The sequence below is a fragment of the Aliirhizobium cellulosilyticum genome, from assembly GCF_014198105.1.
Taxonomy (GTDB): Bacteria; Pseudomonadota; Alphaproteobacteria; order Rhizobiales; family Rhizobiaceae; genus Neorhizobium; species Neorhizobium cellulosilyticum.
In genome coordinates, this window is record NZ_JACIGW010000003.1 from 589,181 (window position 1) to 605,047 (window position 15,867).

8 protein-coding genes are annotated in these 15,867 nt (G+C 61.4%); 3 read left to right on the forward strand and 5 right to left on the reverse strand.

Annotated features, from left to right (window positions below; genetic code table 11):
* Positions 1 to 73: 73 nt before the first annotated feature.
* Both GGE33_RS17140 and GGE33_RS17145 read left to right on the forward strand, forming a co-directional pair.
* The gene (locus GGE33_RS17140) at positions 74 to 5,569 is read left to right on the forward strand and encodes a glutamate synthase-related protein (protein ID WP_183825473.1); all 5,496 of its coding nucleotides are present in this window, start codon (positions 74 to 76) and stop codon (positions 5,567 to 5,569) included.
* A gap of 10 nt (positions 5,570 to 5,579) precedes the next feature.
* The gene (locus GGE33_RS17145; protein WP_183825477.1) at positions 5,580 to 7,316 is read left to right on the forward strand and encodes a sulfite reductase subunit alpha; all 1,737 of its coding nucleotides are present in this window, start codon (positions 5,580 to 5,582) and stop codon (positions 7,314 to 7,316) included.
* A 32-nt stretch (positions 7,317 to 7,348) separates the two neighbouring features.
* Here GGE33_RS17145 and GGE33_RS17150 read toward each other — a convergent pair whose 3' ends face one another.
* Genes GGE33_RS17150 through hutI form a run of 4 tightly spaced genes read right to left on the reverse strand, consistent with a single transcriptional unit; the run spans position 7,349 to position 12,461 of the window.
* Positions 7,349 to 7,921 (reverse strand): HutD/Ves family protein, encoded by a 573-nt coding sequence (locus GGE33_RS17150; protein ID WP_183825480.1) that lies wholly within the window; start codon positions 7,919 to 7,921, stop codon positions 7,349 to 7,351.
* A gap of 4 nt (positions 7,922 to 7,925) precedes the next feature.
* A complete protein-coding gene (gene hutU, locus GGE33_RS17155; RefSeq protein ID WP_183825483.1) occupies positions 7,926 to 9,611 on the reverse strand; it encodes a urocanate hydratase in 1,686 nt (561 codons plus the stop codon).
* A 28-nt stretch (positions 9,612 to 9,639) separates the two neighbouring features.
* Positions 9,640 to 11,175, reverse strand: coding sequence for a histidine ammonia-lyase (gene hutH, locus GGE33_RS17160; RefSeq protein WP_183825486.1), 1,536 nt, complete (start codon positions 11,173 to 11,175; stop codon positions 9,640 to 9,642).
* Positions 11,172 to 12,461 carry an imidazolonepropionase gene (gene hutI / locus GGE33_RS17165; protein WP_183825489.1) on the reverse strand — a complete coding sequence of 430 codons (1,290 nt, stop codon included), beginning with the start codon at positions 12,459 to 12,461 and terminating at the stop codon, positions 11,172 to 11,174. Before hutI ends, hutH begins: the two co-directional genes overlap by 4 nt.
* 117 nt (positions 12,462 to 12,578) lie before the next feature.
* On the opposite strand from hutI, the gene GGE33_RS17170 reads away from it, so the two are divergent.
* Entirely contained in the window at positions 12,579 to 13,940 is a 1,362-nt protein-coding gene (locus GGE33_RS17170) for a formimidoylglutamate deiminase (RefSeq protein ID WP_183825492.1), read from the forward strand.
* A 164-nt stretch (positions 13,941 to 14,104) separates the two neighbouring features.
* Here GGE33_RS17170 and araD read toward each other — a convergent pair whose 3' ends face one another.
* Positions 14,105 to 15,844 (reverse strand): L-arabinonate dehydratase, encoded by a 1,740-nt coding sequence (gene araD / locus GGE33_RS17175; protein ID WP_148144464.1) that lies wholly within the window; start codon positions 15,842 to 15,844, stop codon positions 14,105 to 14,107.
* Positions 15,845 to 15,867: the final 23 nt, after the last annotated feature.

Below are 15,867 nucleotides of genomic sequence, written 5' to 3' on the forward strand. Positions count from 1 at the left end.
CGATTAAACTTGACTCCGTATATCACATTATATAGGTCAGCAAAGTTGACTTATTTCCTGCGGGAGTCTGGATATGGAATCGATAAACAAGGGCTTCGGTCTATATGATCCCGCAGAGGAAAAAAGCAGCTGTGGCGTCGGCTTCATAACGCGAAAGAACGGCATCCAGACCCATGATGTTTTGCTGAAGGGTCACGAGGCGCTCTGTGCGGTTCCGCATCGTGGTGGCATGTCGGCAGAAGGTGTCGGTGACGGAGCTGGTATCTCCGTGGACCTATCTCTGGGCTTTTTCCGCAAGCTGACCGGACGCCCAGATCTTCAGCCGCGCCGCTTCGGCGTCGGCAACTTCTTCCTGCCGGCAGATCCTGCATTCCATCAGGAAGCCGAGCGTCTCGTCGAGGCGGCGCTGGCGGAACAGGGTTTCGGAATTCTGCTGAAGCGTGACGTGCCGGTCGACAATGATGCGATCCGCCCTGCCGCCATCCGCCACCAATTGACGATCCGCCAATGGGTTTTCGGCTGTCACAGCGAGGCCGCTTCGCAGGCCGAATTCGACTTCCGCATCCACAAGGCACTGCTTGCGATCGAGGCGGAAGCCTATACGCGCGCCGAACTTGGCGGTCTTTACCCGATTTCGCTCAGCGCCCGCACGCAGGTGCTGAAGGGCCGCCTCAACTCGGATGAGGTCATTCCCTATTTCCGCGACCTGGTGGACCCGGATCACACGATCCACACCATGTATTTCCACACGCGGTTTTCCACCAACACGGACCCGCATCCGTCTATGGCTCAGCCGTTCCGGCAGATGGCGCATAACGGCGAGCTCAACACCGACCGCAAGAACCGCCTCTCGGAAGCAGCGATTGCCGCAGCGAAAAACGCCGCGATCATCCGCCCCAAGGGACAGTCGGACAGCTGCCGTCTCGACCAGACGCTGCAGTCCCGCGTTCTGGAAGACGGCCTCGATCTGGTGACCGCCGTCGTCTCGATGATGCCGCCGGCATGGGAAAACGACGAGACATTGTCCGCTGAAGTCGTCGCCATGCTCGAATATTTCTCGCTTTACGAGGAGAAGAACGACGGGCCGGCAGCGCTGATCTTCGGCAATGGCGATGTCATCGGCGCGCGTCTCGACCGCCTCGGCCTGCGACCGCTGCGTACTGTCGAGACGGAAGACTATCTCTGCGTCATGTCGGAAGCCGGTCAGATCGCCTTTCCGCCGGAAACCGTGCTCAATCGCGGCCGCATCGAAGCCGGCGGCATGCTGGTTTACGATCATGTCGAAAAGCGCAGCTACGGCACGATCGAAGCGCTGGAAATGCTGGCTGACCGCCGGCCATACCGCGATCTGCTGGTCGAAGCCCGTGTACGCCTTTCAGACCTACGGGAAATTCCGGCGGAAGCGCAAGGCTCTCCGCTGCGCTACAATGGCGATCTGGAGCGCCACCAGCGATACGTCGCCTATTCCCACAATCAGGAAAGCTTCAAGTTCCTGATGGACCCGATGCTTCAGACCGGCGCGGAAAAGATCTCCGCCATGGGCTACGGTAATGCCATCAACGCGCTTTCCGATCAGGAAGGCGGCGTCGCGAAATATTTCTCCCAGCGTTTTGCCCAGGTGACCAACCCGCCGCTCGACAGCATCCGCGAGGCCGACGGCATGACGCTCAGGATCGCGCTCGGCGCCAAGCCGAATATCGGCGCAAAGGCGGCAAGGCAGATCGTCGTGCCCTCGCCGATTCTCACCCATCTCGACATGCTGAAGCTGCGCGAGCAGACGGAAACGCCTTTCCGCCGCTTCGAAATGCTCTACACGCCGAACCTCAACGATGCGGATGCCAATGCGATAGCGCTTGAGGCCGGCATCGGCACGCTTTGCGACGCTATCGCAGCCTTCGCCCGCGAGGAAGGCGGGATTGCCGTCGTCACAGACCGGCATGTGGCGCGCGACCGCGCGGCACTTCCGATGATCCTCGTCGTCTCGGCGATCAACCAGAAGCTTATCGAGGAAGGCGCGCGTCTGCGTGTATCCCTCGTGGTCGAAAGCGGCCAGATTTCGTCCTCCCATCATGTCGCGGCAGCGCTCGGCTTCGGCGCTTCGGCGGTCTATCCGCTCGGCGTGCAGTTCCGCGCCGAAGAAAAGTTCGGAGCGGAAGCCGACAAGGCCTTCAAGCGCTTCGCCAAGGCGGCCGAAAAGTCGCTGATGAAGACCATGGGCAAGGTCGGTCTCTGCACCGCCGAAAGCTATGTCGCCGGCGAATTCTTCGAGCCGAATTTCCTCGATACCAGCGATCCGGTGCTCAAGCGCTACTTCCCGAACGTTAAGACGCCCGTTGGCGGCGTTAACTTCAAGGTCATCGCCCAGGCTGTCGCCGACTGGCATGCCAAGGCATTGACGGTGAAGAGCGAAGACGAAATCCCACTGCTCGGCCTGTTCAAGGAACGCGCCGAAGGCGCCGGCCATTCCTTCGGCACCACGGCCGTGCGCGGTTTCGTCGACATGACTGAGGAAAAGCCGTCCTTCGCCGAACCCGATGGCGAAGAAGATCCCTTCCTGCGCCTGCTCACCCTCAACCGCCTTGATGACGCTTTCGGCATCGATGACGCGGCCTATACCAATACAAGCTACGACCGGCTGTCCCCCGAGGCGATCAATCGTTTCACCATCACACCCGGTTACCGTTCCTTCGCGCGCATGATGTCGGAGGAACGCGGGCGTCGGCCAGCGGCCCTTCGTGACGTTCTGGCCTTCCCGGCAGACGTTACCTACGCCACGTCCCCGGACGATTTCCGCAAGGAGATGAAGCGGTTTTCCCGAAAGGGAAACAACAGTTTTCTCGTTCGCGGGTTGGGCTGCGAGGCCTTGCCGGATGACGTCTTCCGCCTGACCCTGACCGGTCCGCAGGGCGGCGATCTTGCCCGGCTTGCAGCCCTCGGCCAGTCACTGGTCGTCCGCTTCGGCGCAGATATTCTCGGCCATTGGCTGGAAGGCGGTGCGCTTGCCGTTCACGCGGGCGGCCAGGCTCTCGCTTATCTGAAGCTTCTCGGCACCGCCCCCACCGGCATTGCACTCGATGAAGTTCAGCCGGCGAGCGAAATCACGCCGCTCCTTGCATCGGGTGCCATGAGCCATGGTGCACTGGTGGCAACCGCCCACGAAGCCGTCGCCCACGGCACCAACATGGTCGGCGGCATGTCGAATTCCGGCGAAGGCGGCGAACATATCTCGCGTTACGGAACGATCCGCGCCTCTCGCATCAAGCAGTTCGCCTCCGGCCGTTTCGGCATCTGGGCCGGTTATCTGGCCGATCCGATGCTGGAAGAGCTGGAAATCAAGATCGGCCAGGGCGCAAAGCCCGGAGAAGGCGGACAGTTGCCGGCCGCCAAGGTGACGGTGGAGATCGCGGCTGCCCGTGGCGGCACGCCGGGCGTCGAGCTCGTCTCGCCGCCGCCGCATCACGATACCTATTCGATCGAAGACCTCGCCCAGCTCATCCACGACTGCAAGGCGGCGCGCGTGCGCGTCATCGTCAAGCTGGTCTCGTCTGAAGGTATCGGCACGATCGCCGTCGGTGTGGCCAAGGCGGGTGCCGATGTCATCAACGTCGCCGGCAATACCGGCGGCACCGGGGCGGCTGCAGTCACCAGTCTCAAATATACCGGCCGCGCTGCAGAAATCGGCATTGCCGAAGTACATCAGGCACTCTGCGCCAACGGCTTGCGCCAGAAGGTTCTGCTGCGCTGCTCCGGCGCGCATCAGACGGCAAGCGACGTAGTCAAGTCCGCCCTGCTCGGCGGCGACAGTTTTGAATTCGGCACGACGGCGCTGATGATGCTGAAATGCGTCATGGCGAAGAACTGCAACATCAAGTGCCCGGCCGGCCTCACCACCAATGCGGAAGTGTTTGACGGCGATCCGCGGGCGCTGGCGCAGTACCTACTGAATATCGCGCATGAAACCCGCGAAATCCTTGCGTCGCTCGGCTTCAGGTCTCTTCGCGAGGCGCGTGGCCGCAGCGATCTTCTTCACCTCCTCGATCATCCCTCCAGCGTCGGGCAGCTTGACCTCCGCGCCATGCTGCAGGTGGTCGAGGAGGTGAAGATCACCGATCCGGTCTATATGGAAAAGGATTATGCAGTCGATGATGCCTTCATCGACATGGTGCGCTCGGCACTGATCGACGGCGGCCTGCCGGTGGTCGAACTTGGCGGCAACCAGCATCTCAACAATCGCAACAAGAGCGTCGGTGGCCAGCTTTCGGTCGATATCGAGCGGATGCTGAACCACGAGCTGACCGAGGACGAGACGCGCAGCCTTCCCGCCGTGCGGCAGGACAAGCGCGGCCGCCGTTTCCTCGATGCGGGTTCGGTGAAGATCGCGACATCCGGTTCGGCCGGACAGTCCTACGGTGCCTTCTGCAACGACGGCATGATGCTGACCCATACCGGCACCTGCAATGACGGCGTCGGAAAGAGCGCCAATGGCGGCACGATCTCCGTTCGCTCGCCGGGTGGCGGTTCGCTCGAGGCCGGCGGCAACGTGCTGATCGGCAACTTCGCCCTCTTCGGCGCAACCGGCGGCCGGCTGTTCGTCGAGGGCCAGGCGGGCGACCGGTTTGCCGTGCGCAATTCCGGCTCCACCGCCGTCGTCGAAGGCGTCGGCGATTTCTGCTGCGAATACATGACCAATGGCGCCGTGCTCAATCTCGGCTCCTTCGGCAAGGGCGTCGGCAACGGCATGAGCGGCGGCTTCTTCTATCAGTATGATCCCTATCGCGACCTGCCGAAGAAGATGAGCCACGATTCCATCCTGATCGGCTCGATCGCCGATCCGACCGACCCTTATGTTGCCTTCCACGCCGACGCGATCCGCATGATGCTGGAGTGGCATGTGGAGGCGACGGGATCGGAAAAGGCCCGCTGGCTGCTCGAAAATTTCGAAAGCGAGCGCTCGAACTTCGTCTATTGCCTACCGCGCGCGCTGCTCCTCTATCAGGATAGCGATGCCATCCTGAAGGCGAAGAGCCGCAAGGACCTGATCGAGGAACTGGCGACCGCACTTGCCGGCCATCAGGTCCGCAAATTCAAGCTCGCCTATCGCGACCGCAAGCCGATCCTCAACGGCAAGGCTCCCGGTCATGGCGAGACGGACACCGAAGAGATGTTCGCGCTGATCAACAACTACACGGTGCTTTCCATGGCGCAGTCGCTTGCGATGGCGCGGGTTCCGAACGCTTTCGGCCCGTCCGAACCGGCGGTCGAGAAGGCGGTGCGCAACCTGATCCTGACCGAGGATTTCGCGCTAATGCAGAAACTGTCGCGTTACGCCCGCGAGGCGATTGCCGATTACGATGACCAGGGCCTTGCGGTTCTCGTCTCGGAAAAGCGGCTCTCGGATTATCGCCAGGCGCTCGCCGGCCGCAATACGCTGTCGATCGACAGCCCCGGCACCTATGGCTGGATCATCCAGCAGACGGAAAGCAACCGCGACCGGATCGGACGCATCCCGAGCTTCGAGGAGCTCTTTGCAACCAAGGCCGTCGGTGGCCTTGCAGCAGCCAGAGTTTGAGACAGCGCCGATGATGATCCCGCATATCCCTGAGGATGCTCCCTTCAACGGCGAACAGCGCGCCTGGCTTTCCGGCTTCATGGCCGGCCTCAACTCGCGCCTGATCGCCGGTGAGAACACCGCCAGCGCTCCGGCCTCGAGTGCTGCGCAGCCGATCCATATTCTCTACGGAACCCAGACCGGCAATTCCGAAAATCTGGCTATGGATGCGGCCGCTTCCGCCAAAAGCCTCGGCATGGCGCCGGAGGTGCGCGGCCTCGACGATATCGAGATGGACGCGCTCGCGGCCATGCGCCATGTGGTGATCGTCACCTCCACCTATGGCGAGGGCGAGATGCCGGACAATGCCCAGCTTTTCTGGGAGGCCTTGTCCGCCGATACCGCGCCGCGTCTCGAAGGCATGAAGTTTGCCGTGCTTGCCCTCGGCGATACCGGCTATGACGGCTTCTGCCAGGCCGGCAAGCTGATCGACACACGCCTCGAACAGCTCGGCGCCACGCGTATCGCCACCCGTCTAGATTGCGATATCGATTTCGAGGATGCCGCTGCCGCATGGTTTGGCGAAACCCTGCCGCTTGCGGCCGAAAAGCCGGTCGCCGGCGCAGCCACCGCGACGGCACCATCACGAGAACAAACCGGCTGGAGCCGTAAGAACCCTTACGTCTCGACAATGGCGGTCAATCGCCGCCTCTCCGGGGCAGCTTCGACCAAGGAAATCCGTCATTTCGAATTCGATCTGGCAGATAGTGGTCTCGTTTACGAAGCAGGTGATGCGCTCGGCGTTATGCCTATCAACGATCCGGCACTGGTCGATCTGCTGATCGCAAGGCTCGGCGCTGCGGCCGAGACAGAAGTCAGCGGCACCTCACTCGGCGCGCTGCTTTCCACCCAGTACGAAATCTCGACGCCTTCGCGCGACCTGATTGCCGAAGTCGAACGCCGCGCCGGCCACGAGGAACTCACCCATGTCGTCCGCAATGGCGACAAGGAAGCGCTCGATGCGTTTCTGTGGAGCAAGGACACGCTCGACCTGATCTCACTCATTCCGCAAGGCAGCCTGACTGCAGGCGAGTTCATCAATCTTCTGAAGCCGCTTCAACATCGCGCCTATTCGATCTCGTCCAGCCCGAAAGAGGCAGAAGGTAGCGTCCATCTGACTGTGGCAAGCGTCCGTTATCACGCTGCCAACCGCGATCGCGGCGGCGTCTGCTCGACCTATATGGCGGATCGGGTGACCGAAGGCGCCAGCGCAGGCATTTTCGTCTCGCCGAACAAGGCTTTTCGCGTACCCGGCAATGACGATGCGCCGATGATCATGGTCGGTCCCGGCACCGGCATCGCCCCCTTCCGCGCCTTCTTGCAGGAACGTCGTGCCCGCGGGGCGAGGGGTCGTAACTGGCTGTTCTTCGGCGACCAGCGCCGCGAGAGCGACTTCATCTATGAAGACGAGCTTTCGACGATGAGCCGCGACGGCCTGCTGACCCGCCTCGATCTCGCATTCTCGCGCGATCAGGATGCCAAGATCTATGTGCAGACCCGGATGAAGGAAAACGGCAAGGCGCTGTTTTCCTGGCTGGAAGACGGTGCCTCCTTCTACGTCTGCGGCGATGCCAGCCGCATGGCCCGCGATGTCGACACTGCCCTCGGTGAGATCATCGCCGAACATGGCGGCATGACCGCGGAAAAGGCAGCGGACTATCTGGCCGGCCTGAAGAAGGACAAGCGGTATCTCCGCGACGTCTACTGACGGCTGACTTGTGCGGTTGCGAGCCTGACAGGTCAGTGGCTCGCGGACGCGAAGATCTCGATGACGAAACAGGGCTCTTGGGTCTCAAGCCTCAAGTCACGGCTATCTGCCGGATTATCAAGGATCACGGCGTCGAGCGGGCCAAGCTCGACCTGTGACACCTGCGCCTTGCCCGTCACAACGAGGATGACGAGTGTCGCCTCAGCAGAGAACCCGATCTCGCCGCCCTGCTCTGCCCGTGTCACACGATGCGAAAAGCGCCCGCGCCGGGTCATCACATTCAGATCGGTAATCGGCCCTGCCTGAAGCACGACTTCGGTCTTGGCATCGCCCGCAAACGAAAACGGCACCGATTTGCGGCCAAGTATCGTCGACGCCATGCCTTCGACTGAAAGCATCATGCCATCCCCGGTCAGGATGCTCAGCGTCCGGTCAATGCCCGGAAAGATGGAGAACGGGCCATCGGACACGACCGGCGCCATGCTGATGCGCCAGTCGAATGTGTCAACGCTTGCGTCTTCGGGAAAGACGGCGATCTCGACCGTCTCTCCCTTGCCGTTCTTCCACGGCATGCGCCTGTGGTCGCCTGCGCGAAGAATACGCATCGGCTCAGTTTCCAAGGATGCCAGGCAGACGAAGTCCCTTTTCGGTCGCGCATTCGACGGCGATCTCATATCCCGCATCCGCGTGGCGCATGACGCCGGTCGCCGGATCGTTCCACAGCACGCGCTCTAAACGGCGGTCGGCATCTTCCGTTCCGTCGGCGCAGATCACCATGCCGGAATGCTGCGAATAGCCCATGCCGACGCCGCCACCATGATGCAGCGACACCCATGTGGCACCCGACGCCGTATTGAGCAGAGCGTTCAACAGCGGCCAGTCAGAAACCGCATCCGAACCATCCTTCATCGCTTCCGTCTCGCGGTTCGGCGAGGCGACCGAGCCTGAATCGAGATGATCGCGGCCGATGACGATCGGGGCGGAAAGCTCGCCGTTGCGAACCATTTCGTTGAAGGCGAGGCCGAGCTTGTGGCGATCACCGAGACCCACCCAGCAAATACGTGCCGGAAGCCCCTGAAACGCGATACGTTCCTTTGCCATGTCCAGCCAGTTATGCAGGTGCTTGTTGTCCGGCAGCAGTTCCTTCACCTTGGCATCGGTCTTGTAGATATCCTCCGGATCGCCGGAGAGTGCGGCCCAGCGAAACGGACCGATACCACGGCAGAAGAGCGGGCGGATATAGGCCGGCACGAAGCCGGGGAAAGCAAAGGCGTTTTCGAGACCCTCGTCCTTGGCGACCTGACGGATATTGTTGCCGTAGTCGAGTGTCGGCACCCCGGCGTCCCAGAAAGCGACCATGGCTTCGACATGCGCCTTCATCGAGGCGCGGGCAGCGATTTCGACCGATTTCGGATCGCTTTCGCGCTTGGCTTTGGCCTCCTCGACGGTCCAGCCGATCGGCAGATAGCCGTTTCGCGGGTCATGCGCCGAGGTCTGGTCGGTGACGATATCGGGCCGCGGGCCACCGGCCTGCATGCGCTTGACCAGTTCCGGAAAGATTTCGGCGGCATTGCCAAGCAGACCGACAGATTTGGCTTCGCCGGCCTTGGTCCATTGATCGATCAGGGCGAGTGCTTCATCCAGCGTCTTTGCCTTGGCATCGACGTAACGGGTGCGCAGGCGAAAATCGATGCGGGTCTCGTCGCATTCCACCGCAAGGCAGCAGGCGCCGGCCATGACGGCGGCGAGCGGCTGGGCGCCGCCCATGCCGCCGAGGCCACCGGTCAGGATCCACTTGCCCTTGAGGCTGCCGTTATAATGCTGGCGGCCGGCCTCGACGAAAGTTTCGTAAGTGCCCTGAACGATGCCCTGCGTGCCGATATAAATCCACGAACCGGCGGTCATCTGGCCGTACATGGCCAGCCCCTTTTTATCCAGCTCGTTGAAATGGTCCCAGTTCGCCCAATGCGGCACGAGGTTGGAATTAGCGATCAGCACGCGCGGCGCATCCTTGTGGGTGCGAAACACGCCGACCGGCTTGCCGGATTGCACGAGCAGGGTCTCTTCCTCGGTCAGCGTCTTCAGCGTTGCGGCGATCTTGTCGAAATCATCCCAGGTGCGGGCCGCGCGGCCGATCCCGCCGTAGACGACCAGTTCATGCGGGTTCTCGGCCACGTCCGGATCGAGATTGTTCATCAGCATGCGAAGCGGCGCTTCCGTCGTCCAGCTCTTGGCGTTGAGTTCAGATCCCCGCGGGGATCTTATGTCGCGGATGTTGTGGCGCGGATTGGTCATGACTTCTGTTCCCGTTGTTCTTTTGCAATCAGATGTCGAGCACCGGCAGGATGCCGGGAGAAATAGCGGAGGCGAGCGCGCCGGTTGCGACGAGCGCACTTGCGGCAGCAAGATCCGGTGCCATGTAGCGATCGTCTTCCAGCGACGGCACGGCGGCGCGCAGCACGCTGGCTGCCTTCTGCAGCTCTGGGCTGGTCTTCAGCGGACCGCGCAGCTCGACGCCCTGAACCGCGGCAAGCGCTTCGATGCCGAGAATGCCGAACAGGTTTTCGGTCATCGCCAGCAGACGACGGGCACCATGGCAGGCCATGGACACATGGTCTTCCTGGTTGGCGGAAGTCGGCGTCGAATCCACGGACGCCGGATGCGACATCTGCTTGTTCTCGCTCATCAGCGCAGCCGAAGTGACTTCGGCGATCATCAGACCGGAATTAAGGCCCGGCTTCTTCGAGAGAAACGCCGGCAGGCCGTAGGACAGGGCCGGATCGACCAGAAGTGCTACACGGCGCTGGGCAATCGCGCCGATTTCGCAGATGGCGAGCGCCGTCTGGTCGGCTGCAAATGCAACCGGTTCGGCGTGGAAATTGCCGCCCGAAACGACTTCGTTATCGGACAGAACCAGCGGATTGTCGGTCACCGCATTGGCTTCGATTTCCAGTGTGCGGGCAACCTGTCGCAACAGGTCGAGGCAGGCGCCATCCACCTGCGGCTGGCAGCGGATGCAATAGGGATCCTGCACACGCTCGTCGCCTTCGATATGACTTTCGCGGATTTCGGAACCGGTCAGAAGCTGGCGCAATGCGGCACCGGCGTCGATCTGCCCCTTGTGACCGCGCAGAGTGTGGATGTCCGGATGGAAGGGGGCGGAAGACCCCATGGCCGCATCGGTAGACAATGCACCGGTAACCAGTGCCGTCTGGGCGGCGCGATGGGCGCGGAACAGGCCCGCCAGCGCCAGCGCGGTCGAAGTCTGGGTGCCGTTGATCAGCGCCAGCCCTTCCTTTGCGGCGAGCACGACCGGTGTCAGGCCTGCCTTTGTAAGCGCATCGGCAGACGCCATCCGCTCGCCGGCGAAAAAGGCTTCGCCCTCGCCCATCATCGAGGCTGCCATATGGGCAAGCGGTGCAAGGTCGCCGGAAGCGCCGACCGAACCCTTTTCAGGGATGACCGGGATGACGCCCTTTGCCAGCATGCCCTCGATCAGCCGCACCAGATCCAGCCGCACGCCCGAAGCGCCGCGACCAAGCGAGATCAGCTTCAGCGCCATGATCAACCGCACGACGTTTTCCGGCAGGGCAGCGCCGATACCGCAGCAATGCGACAGGATGAGATTGCGCTGCAAGGTGACAAGATCGGCCGCGTCGATCTTGATCGAGGCGAGCTTGCCGAAGCCGGTATTGATGCCATAGACCGGCGCGTTGCCAGCGGCGATCTCGGCGATGCGACGAGCGCCCTTCTCTATGCCCGCATCAAAGGATCGATCGAGGATAGCCGGTTCGTTGTCCCAATAGATGTTTGCGAGATCGGCAAGCGGGACGCGGCCCGGATGAAGCGTGATCGTCATGCGGATACCTGCTGGCCCTTGATGGTCTGGCCTTTGAAGATACGGGAATGGAGCGGATTGAAGCCGATGCGGTAGACGAGTTCCGCAGGGCGCAAGATGTTCCAGATGGCAAGATCGGCGGACTTGCCGACTTCCAGCGTGCCTGTTTGGCTCAGAAGTCCAAGCGCGCGGGCCGCTTCACGGGTCGCGCCGGCAATGCATTCATCCACCGTCAGGCGGAACAGCGTTGCCGACATGTTCATCGTCAAAAGCAATGATGTCAGCGGAGAGGTGCCGGGATTGCAGTCTGTAGCGATCGCGATCTTCACACCGGCATCGCGCAGCGCCTGGATCGGCGGCTTTTGGGTTTCATTGATGGCGTAGAAGGCACCAGGCAGGATGACAGCCACCGTACCCGCCTCGGCCATGGCTGCAGCGCTCTCAGCATCGAGATATTCCAGATGATCGGCAGACAGCGCACCATAGGACGTCGCCATTTTTGCCCCACCGAGGTTCGACAACTGTTCGGCATGGAGTTTTACCGGAATGCCGAGCGTCTTGGCATGGTTGAAGACATGGGCCATCTCCTCGACCGAAAAGGCGATGCCTTCACAAAATCCGTCGACGGCATCGATCAGGCCTTCGGCATGCGCCTTGTCCATGCCCGGCAGCACGACATCGGTGATGTAGTCGCCGTTGCGGCCCCTGTATTCGACCGGCGTCGCATGAGCCGCGAGGTAGGAGGTCACGACGCGGACGGGGCGAACCTTTTCCAGAGCGCGCGCGGCGCGCAGCATGTTGAGCTCGCCTTCGATCGAAAGCCCGTAACCGGACTTGATCTCGAGCGTCGAGACACCCTCGGCAAGCAGCGTATCGACGCGCGGCAGCGCAGCCTCGACCAATCCATCTACGGTCAGTGCATTGGTAGCCTTGACGGAGGAGACGATGCCACCGCCTGCGCGCGCCACTTCCTCATAGGTCGCACCTTCGAGCCGCATCTCGAATTCCATCGCACGATCACCGCCGAAGACGATATGCGTATGGCAATCGATCAGACCCGGCGTGATCCAGCGCCCCTCGCAATCGATGAGCGATGCTGCCGCCTTCAAATCCGCCGGTAGATCGACCTCAACGCCGACGAATACGATCCGCCCATCCTTGGCCGCGATCGCCCCATTCTCGATGACGCCAAGCCCATTCGCGCCCTCGGCAAGGGTCGCCAGATGCGCATTTGTCCACACCGTGATGCCCGCATAACGCTCGGAATGACTGGAAGAAACACTGCCCAAGTTTTCGTTCCCGCACATTGATTGCGCCTTTCATTATGGTCGAACATGTATATACATAATAGCAATCTTGGCAAGCATGTTCTTTCACTCGACAATACACCCGTGATCAGACAATCCAACGACGGACCGGCAATCATGACCAATTCGGCTGCTTCGACGCTTCATGCAGGCTCGGCACTCCTGCCCCAGGGATGGGCTTCCAATGTGCGCATCTCGGTCACGGGCGGGGTTATCTCGAATATCGATATCGGCGTTGACGCTGACGCGACCGACGAGCGCCACTCGGTTCTCGTCCCCGCCATGAGCAATCTTCACAGCCACGCGTTCCAGCGCGCCATGTCCGGCTTGGCCGAACTTCGCGGACCGACCGACGACAGTTTTTGGAGCTGGCGCGTGCTGATGTATCGTTTTGCCCTGCAGATGACGCCGGAACAGATCGAGGCGGTTGCGGCACAGCTCTATATGGAAATGCTCGAAGCCGGCTTCTGCCGCGTCGGAGAGTTCCATTATCTGCATCACGACCGCGATGGCTCGCTTTATGCCAATATCGCAGAACATGCCGAGCGGATCGGCGCGGCGAGCGCCGAGACGGGTATTGGCCTGACCTTGCTGCCGGTCTTTTATGCCCATTCCGGCTTCCGCGGAAAGGCTCCGATCGACGGCCAGCGCCGTTTCATCAATTCGATCGAAAGCTTTGGCCGGCTGATGGAGGCCAGCCGAAAGATGCAGGCGTCGCTTCCCGGCATGCAGCTCGGCATAGCGCCGCACAGCCTGCGCGCAGTAACACCCGACGAGCTAACCGCTATTCTGCCGCTAGCCGAAGGCGGCCCCGTGCATATCCATGTCGCCGAACAGACCAAGGAGGTTGACGACTGTATCGCATGGTCCGGCGCGCGCCCGGTTGAATGGCTGCTGGACCATGCGCCGGTCGATGATCGCTGGTGCCTGATCCACGCCACCCACCTGACGGCTCAGGAAGTGGCGAATATGGCGCAAAGCGGCGCGGTCGCCGGCCTCTGCCCGATCACCGAGGCCAATCTCGGCGATGGAACGTTTGCGGCCTCCGCATTCCTTGCAAAGGGCGGTCGTCTCGGTGTCGGATCGGATTCCAACGTGCTGATTTCTCTTTCGGGCGAGCTGCGCCAGCTCGAATATTCGCAACGTCTCGCTCATCGCGCCCGCAACGTGATTGCCGCGCCGAACGGCTCCACCGGTCGCCGCCTTTTCGACGCAGCTATTTATGGCGGGGCACAGGCTCTTGCGACGAAGGCGGGGCTGGTTGCAGGCGCCCCCGCCGATATCGTTGCTCTTGATATCGGCAATGCCTCCTATCTCGCAGAGGACAGCCTGCTTGATAACTGGATTTTCGGTGGAGATCTCACAGTCGAAAGCGTCTGGGCTTCAGGCAATAAGCAGGTCGTCAACGGCCGGCACGTAGCACGAGATAAGATCCGGAAACACTTCGCAAAAACAATGCAGGCCCTGCTTAGCGGTTAAGCGGCTACTGAATTAGGGCGACTGGCGCCGGACCGATCTAGACACGACACGACAACCAGCAAGCTTTTGAAGCCGACTTTGCTGCACAAGATGCCATCAGGCTGTGAGCAGCTAGACCTGAACATGAGACACTAAGGGGGGTATTTCGCCCCCTCAACGCTTGCTTAATTGATCACCGGCTCAGACACTTTGGCACCGAATTCTGTCTTTAGAAAATCGAAGTCACAGCCCTTGTCGGCCTGTTCGATATGTTTGGTGAACATGAAGCCATAGCCCCGCTCGTAGAGCGGCTCGGGTGATACCCAGGCAGCCTTGCGTGCCGCCAGTTCATCATCCGGGACGAGCATGTTGAGGCTGCGGGCCGGAATATCGAGCTCCACCATATCCCCCGTTTTCAACAGAGCAAGCGGTCCACCGACGAAGGCTTCTGGTGCGGCGTGCAGCACGCAGGCCCCGAAACTCGTTCCCGACATGCGGGCATCGGAAATCCGCACCATGTCCCGCAGGCCGAGTTTCAAAAGCGCTTTCGGCATCGGGATCATCCCCCATTCCGGCATTCCCGGTCCGCCCTGTGGCCCTGCATTGCGCAACACCAGCACCGTTTCCGGCGTCAGTGGATAATCGGGATCGTCGATAATCTTCTTCAGTTCCGGATAGCTGTCGGCCACCAATGCCGGACCCTGGTGCCGGTGAAATTTCGGATCGCAGGCCGCGGGCTTGATCACTGCTCCATCCGGACAAAGATTGCCCTTCAAGACGGCCAGCGACCCTTCGTGATAGACGGGATTGGACAGCGGCCGGATGACATCCTCGTTCCAGATCTTAACATCATCCAGTCCATCCGTGAGCGGCTTGCCTGTAACGGTGATAGCAGTCGGATCCAGCTTGTCGCCAAGCTGCTTCATCAGCGCCCGCAAGCCCCCGGCATAGAAGAAATCCTCCATCAGATAGGTCGCGCCTGAAGGACGGATGTTTGCGATAACCGGCGTCGTGCGGCCGATGCGGTCAAGATCCTCTAGTTCCAACGGCACGCCGGCGCGGCGCGCCATGGCGATCAGGTGGATGATCGCATTGGTCGAACAGCCCGTCGCCATCGCCACTGTGACGGCGTTGGTGACAGCAGCCGGCGTGATTACCTTTTCGGGCGTCAGATCCTCCCACACCATCTCGACGATCCGCCGGCCGCAGGTGGCCGACATGCGCTGATGGTTGGCATCGGCCGCCGGAATGGAGGAAGCATTCGGTAAGGTGAGCCCCATCGCCTCGGCAATCGCCGTCATCGTGGACGCTGTGCCCATGGTCATGCAATGGCCGTAGCTGCGGGCGATACCGCCTTCGATCCCCTGCCATTCCTCCTTTGAAATCGTTCCGGCCCGCCGTTCATCCCAATATTTGAAGCCGTCTGTGCCGGAGCCCAGAGCCTTTCCGGCATAGTTACCGCGCAGCATCGGCCCGGCCGGCAGGTAGATGAAAGGCAGTCCCATCGACACCGCGCCCATGACCAGTCCCGGCGTGGTCTTGTCACAACCACCCATCAGCACCGCACCATCAATCGGGTGCGATCGGAGCAGTTCCTCTGTCTCCATTGCCAGCATGTTGCGATAGAGCATGGTCGTCGGTTTGACGAAATTTTCCGAGAGCGACAGCGCCGGCAGTTCCATCGGAAAGCCGCCTGCCTGCAAGACACCACGCTTCACCCATTCAGCCCGTTCGCGAAAGTGCATGTGGCAGGGCTGCGCATCCGACCATGTGTTGATGATCGCAATGATCGGCCGACCTTCCCAGTCTTCCGGCGCATAGCCCATCTGCATGGTCCGCGACCGATGGCCGAACGACCGCTGGTCGTCCGGCATCATCCAGCGCGCCGAACGCAGTTCCTCATACGTCTTTTTCCTGATCGTCATTCTTCACTCCTCGCACCATAAGG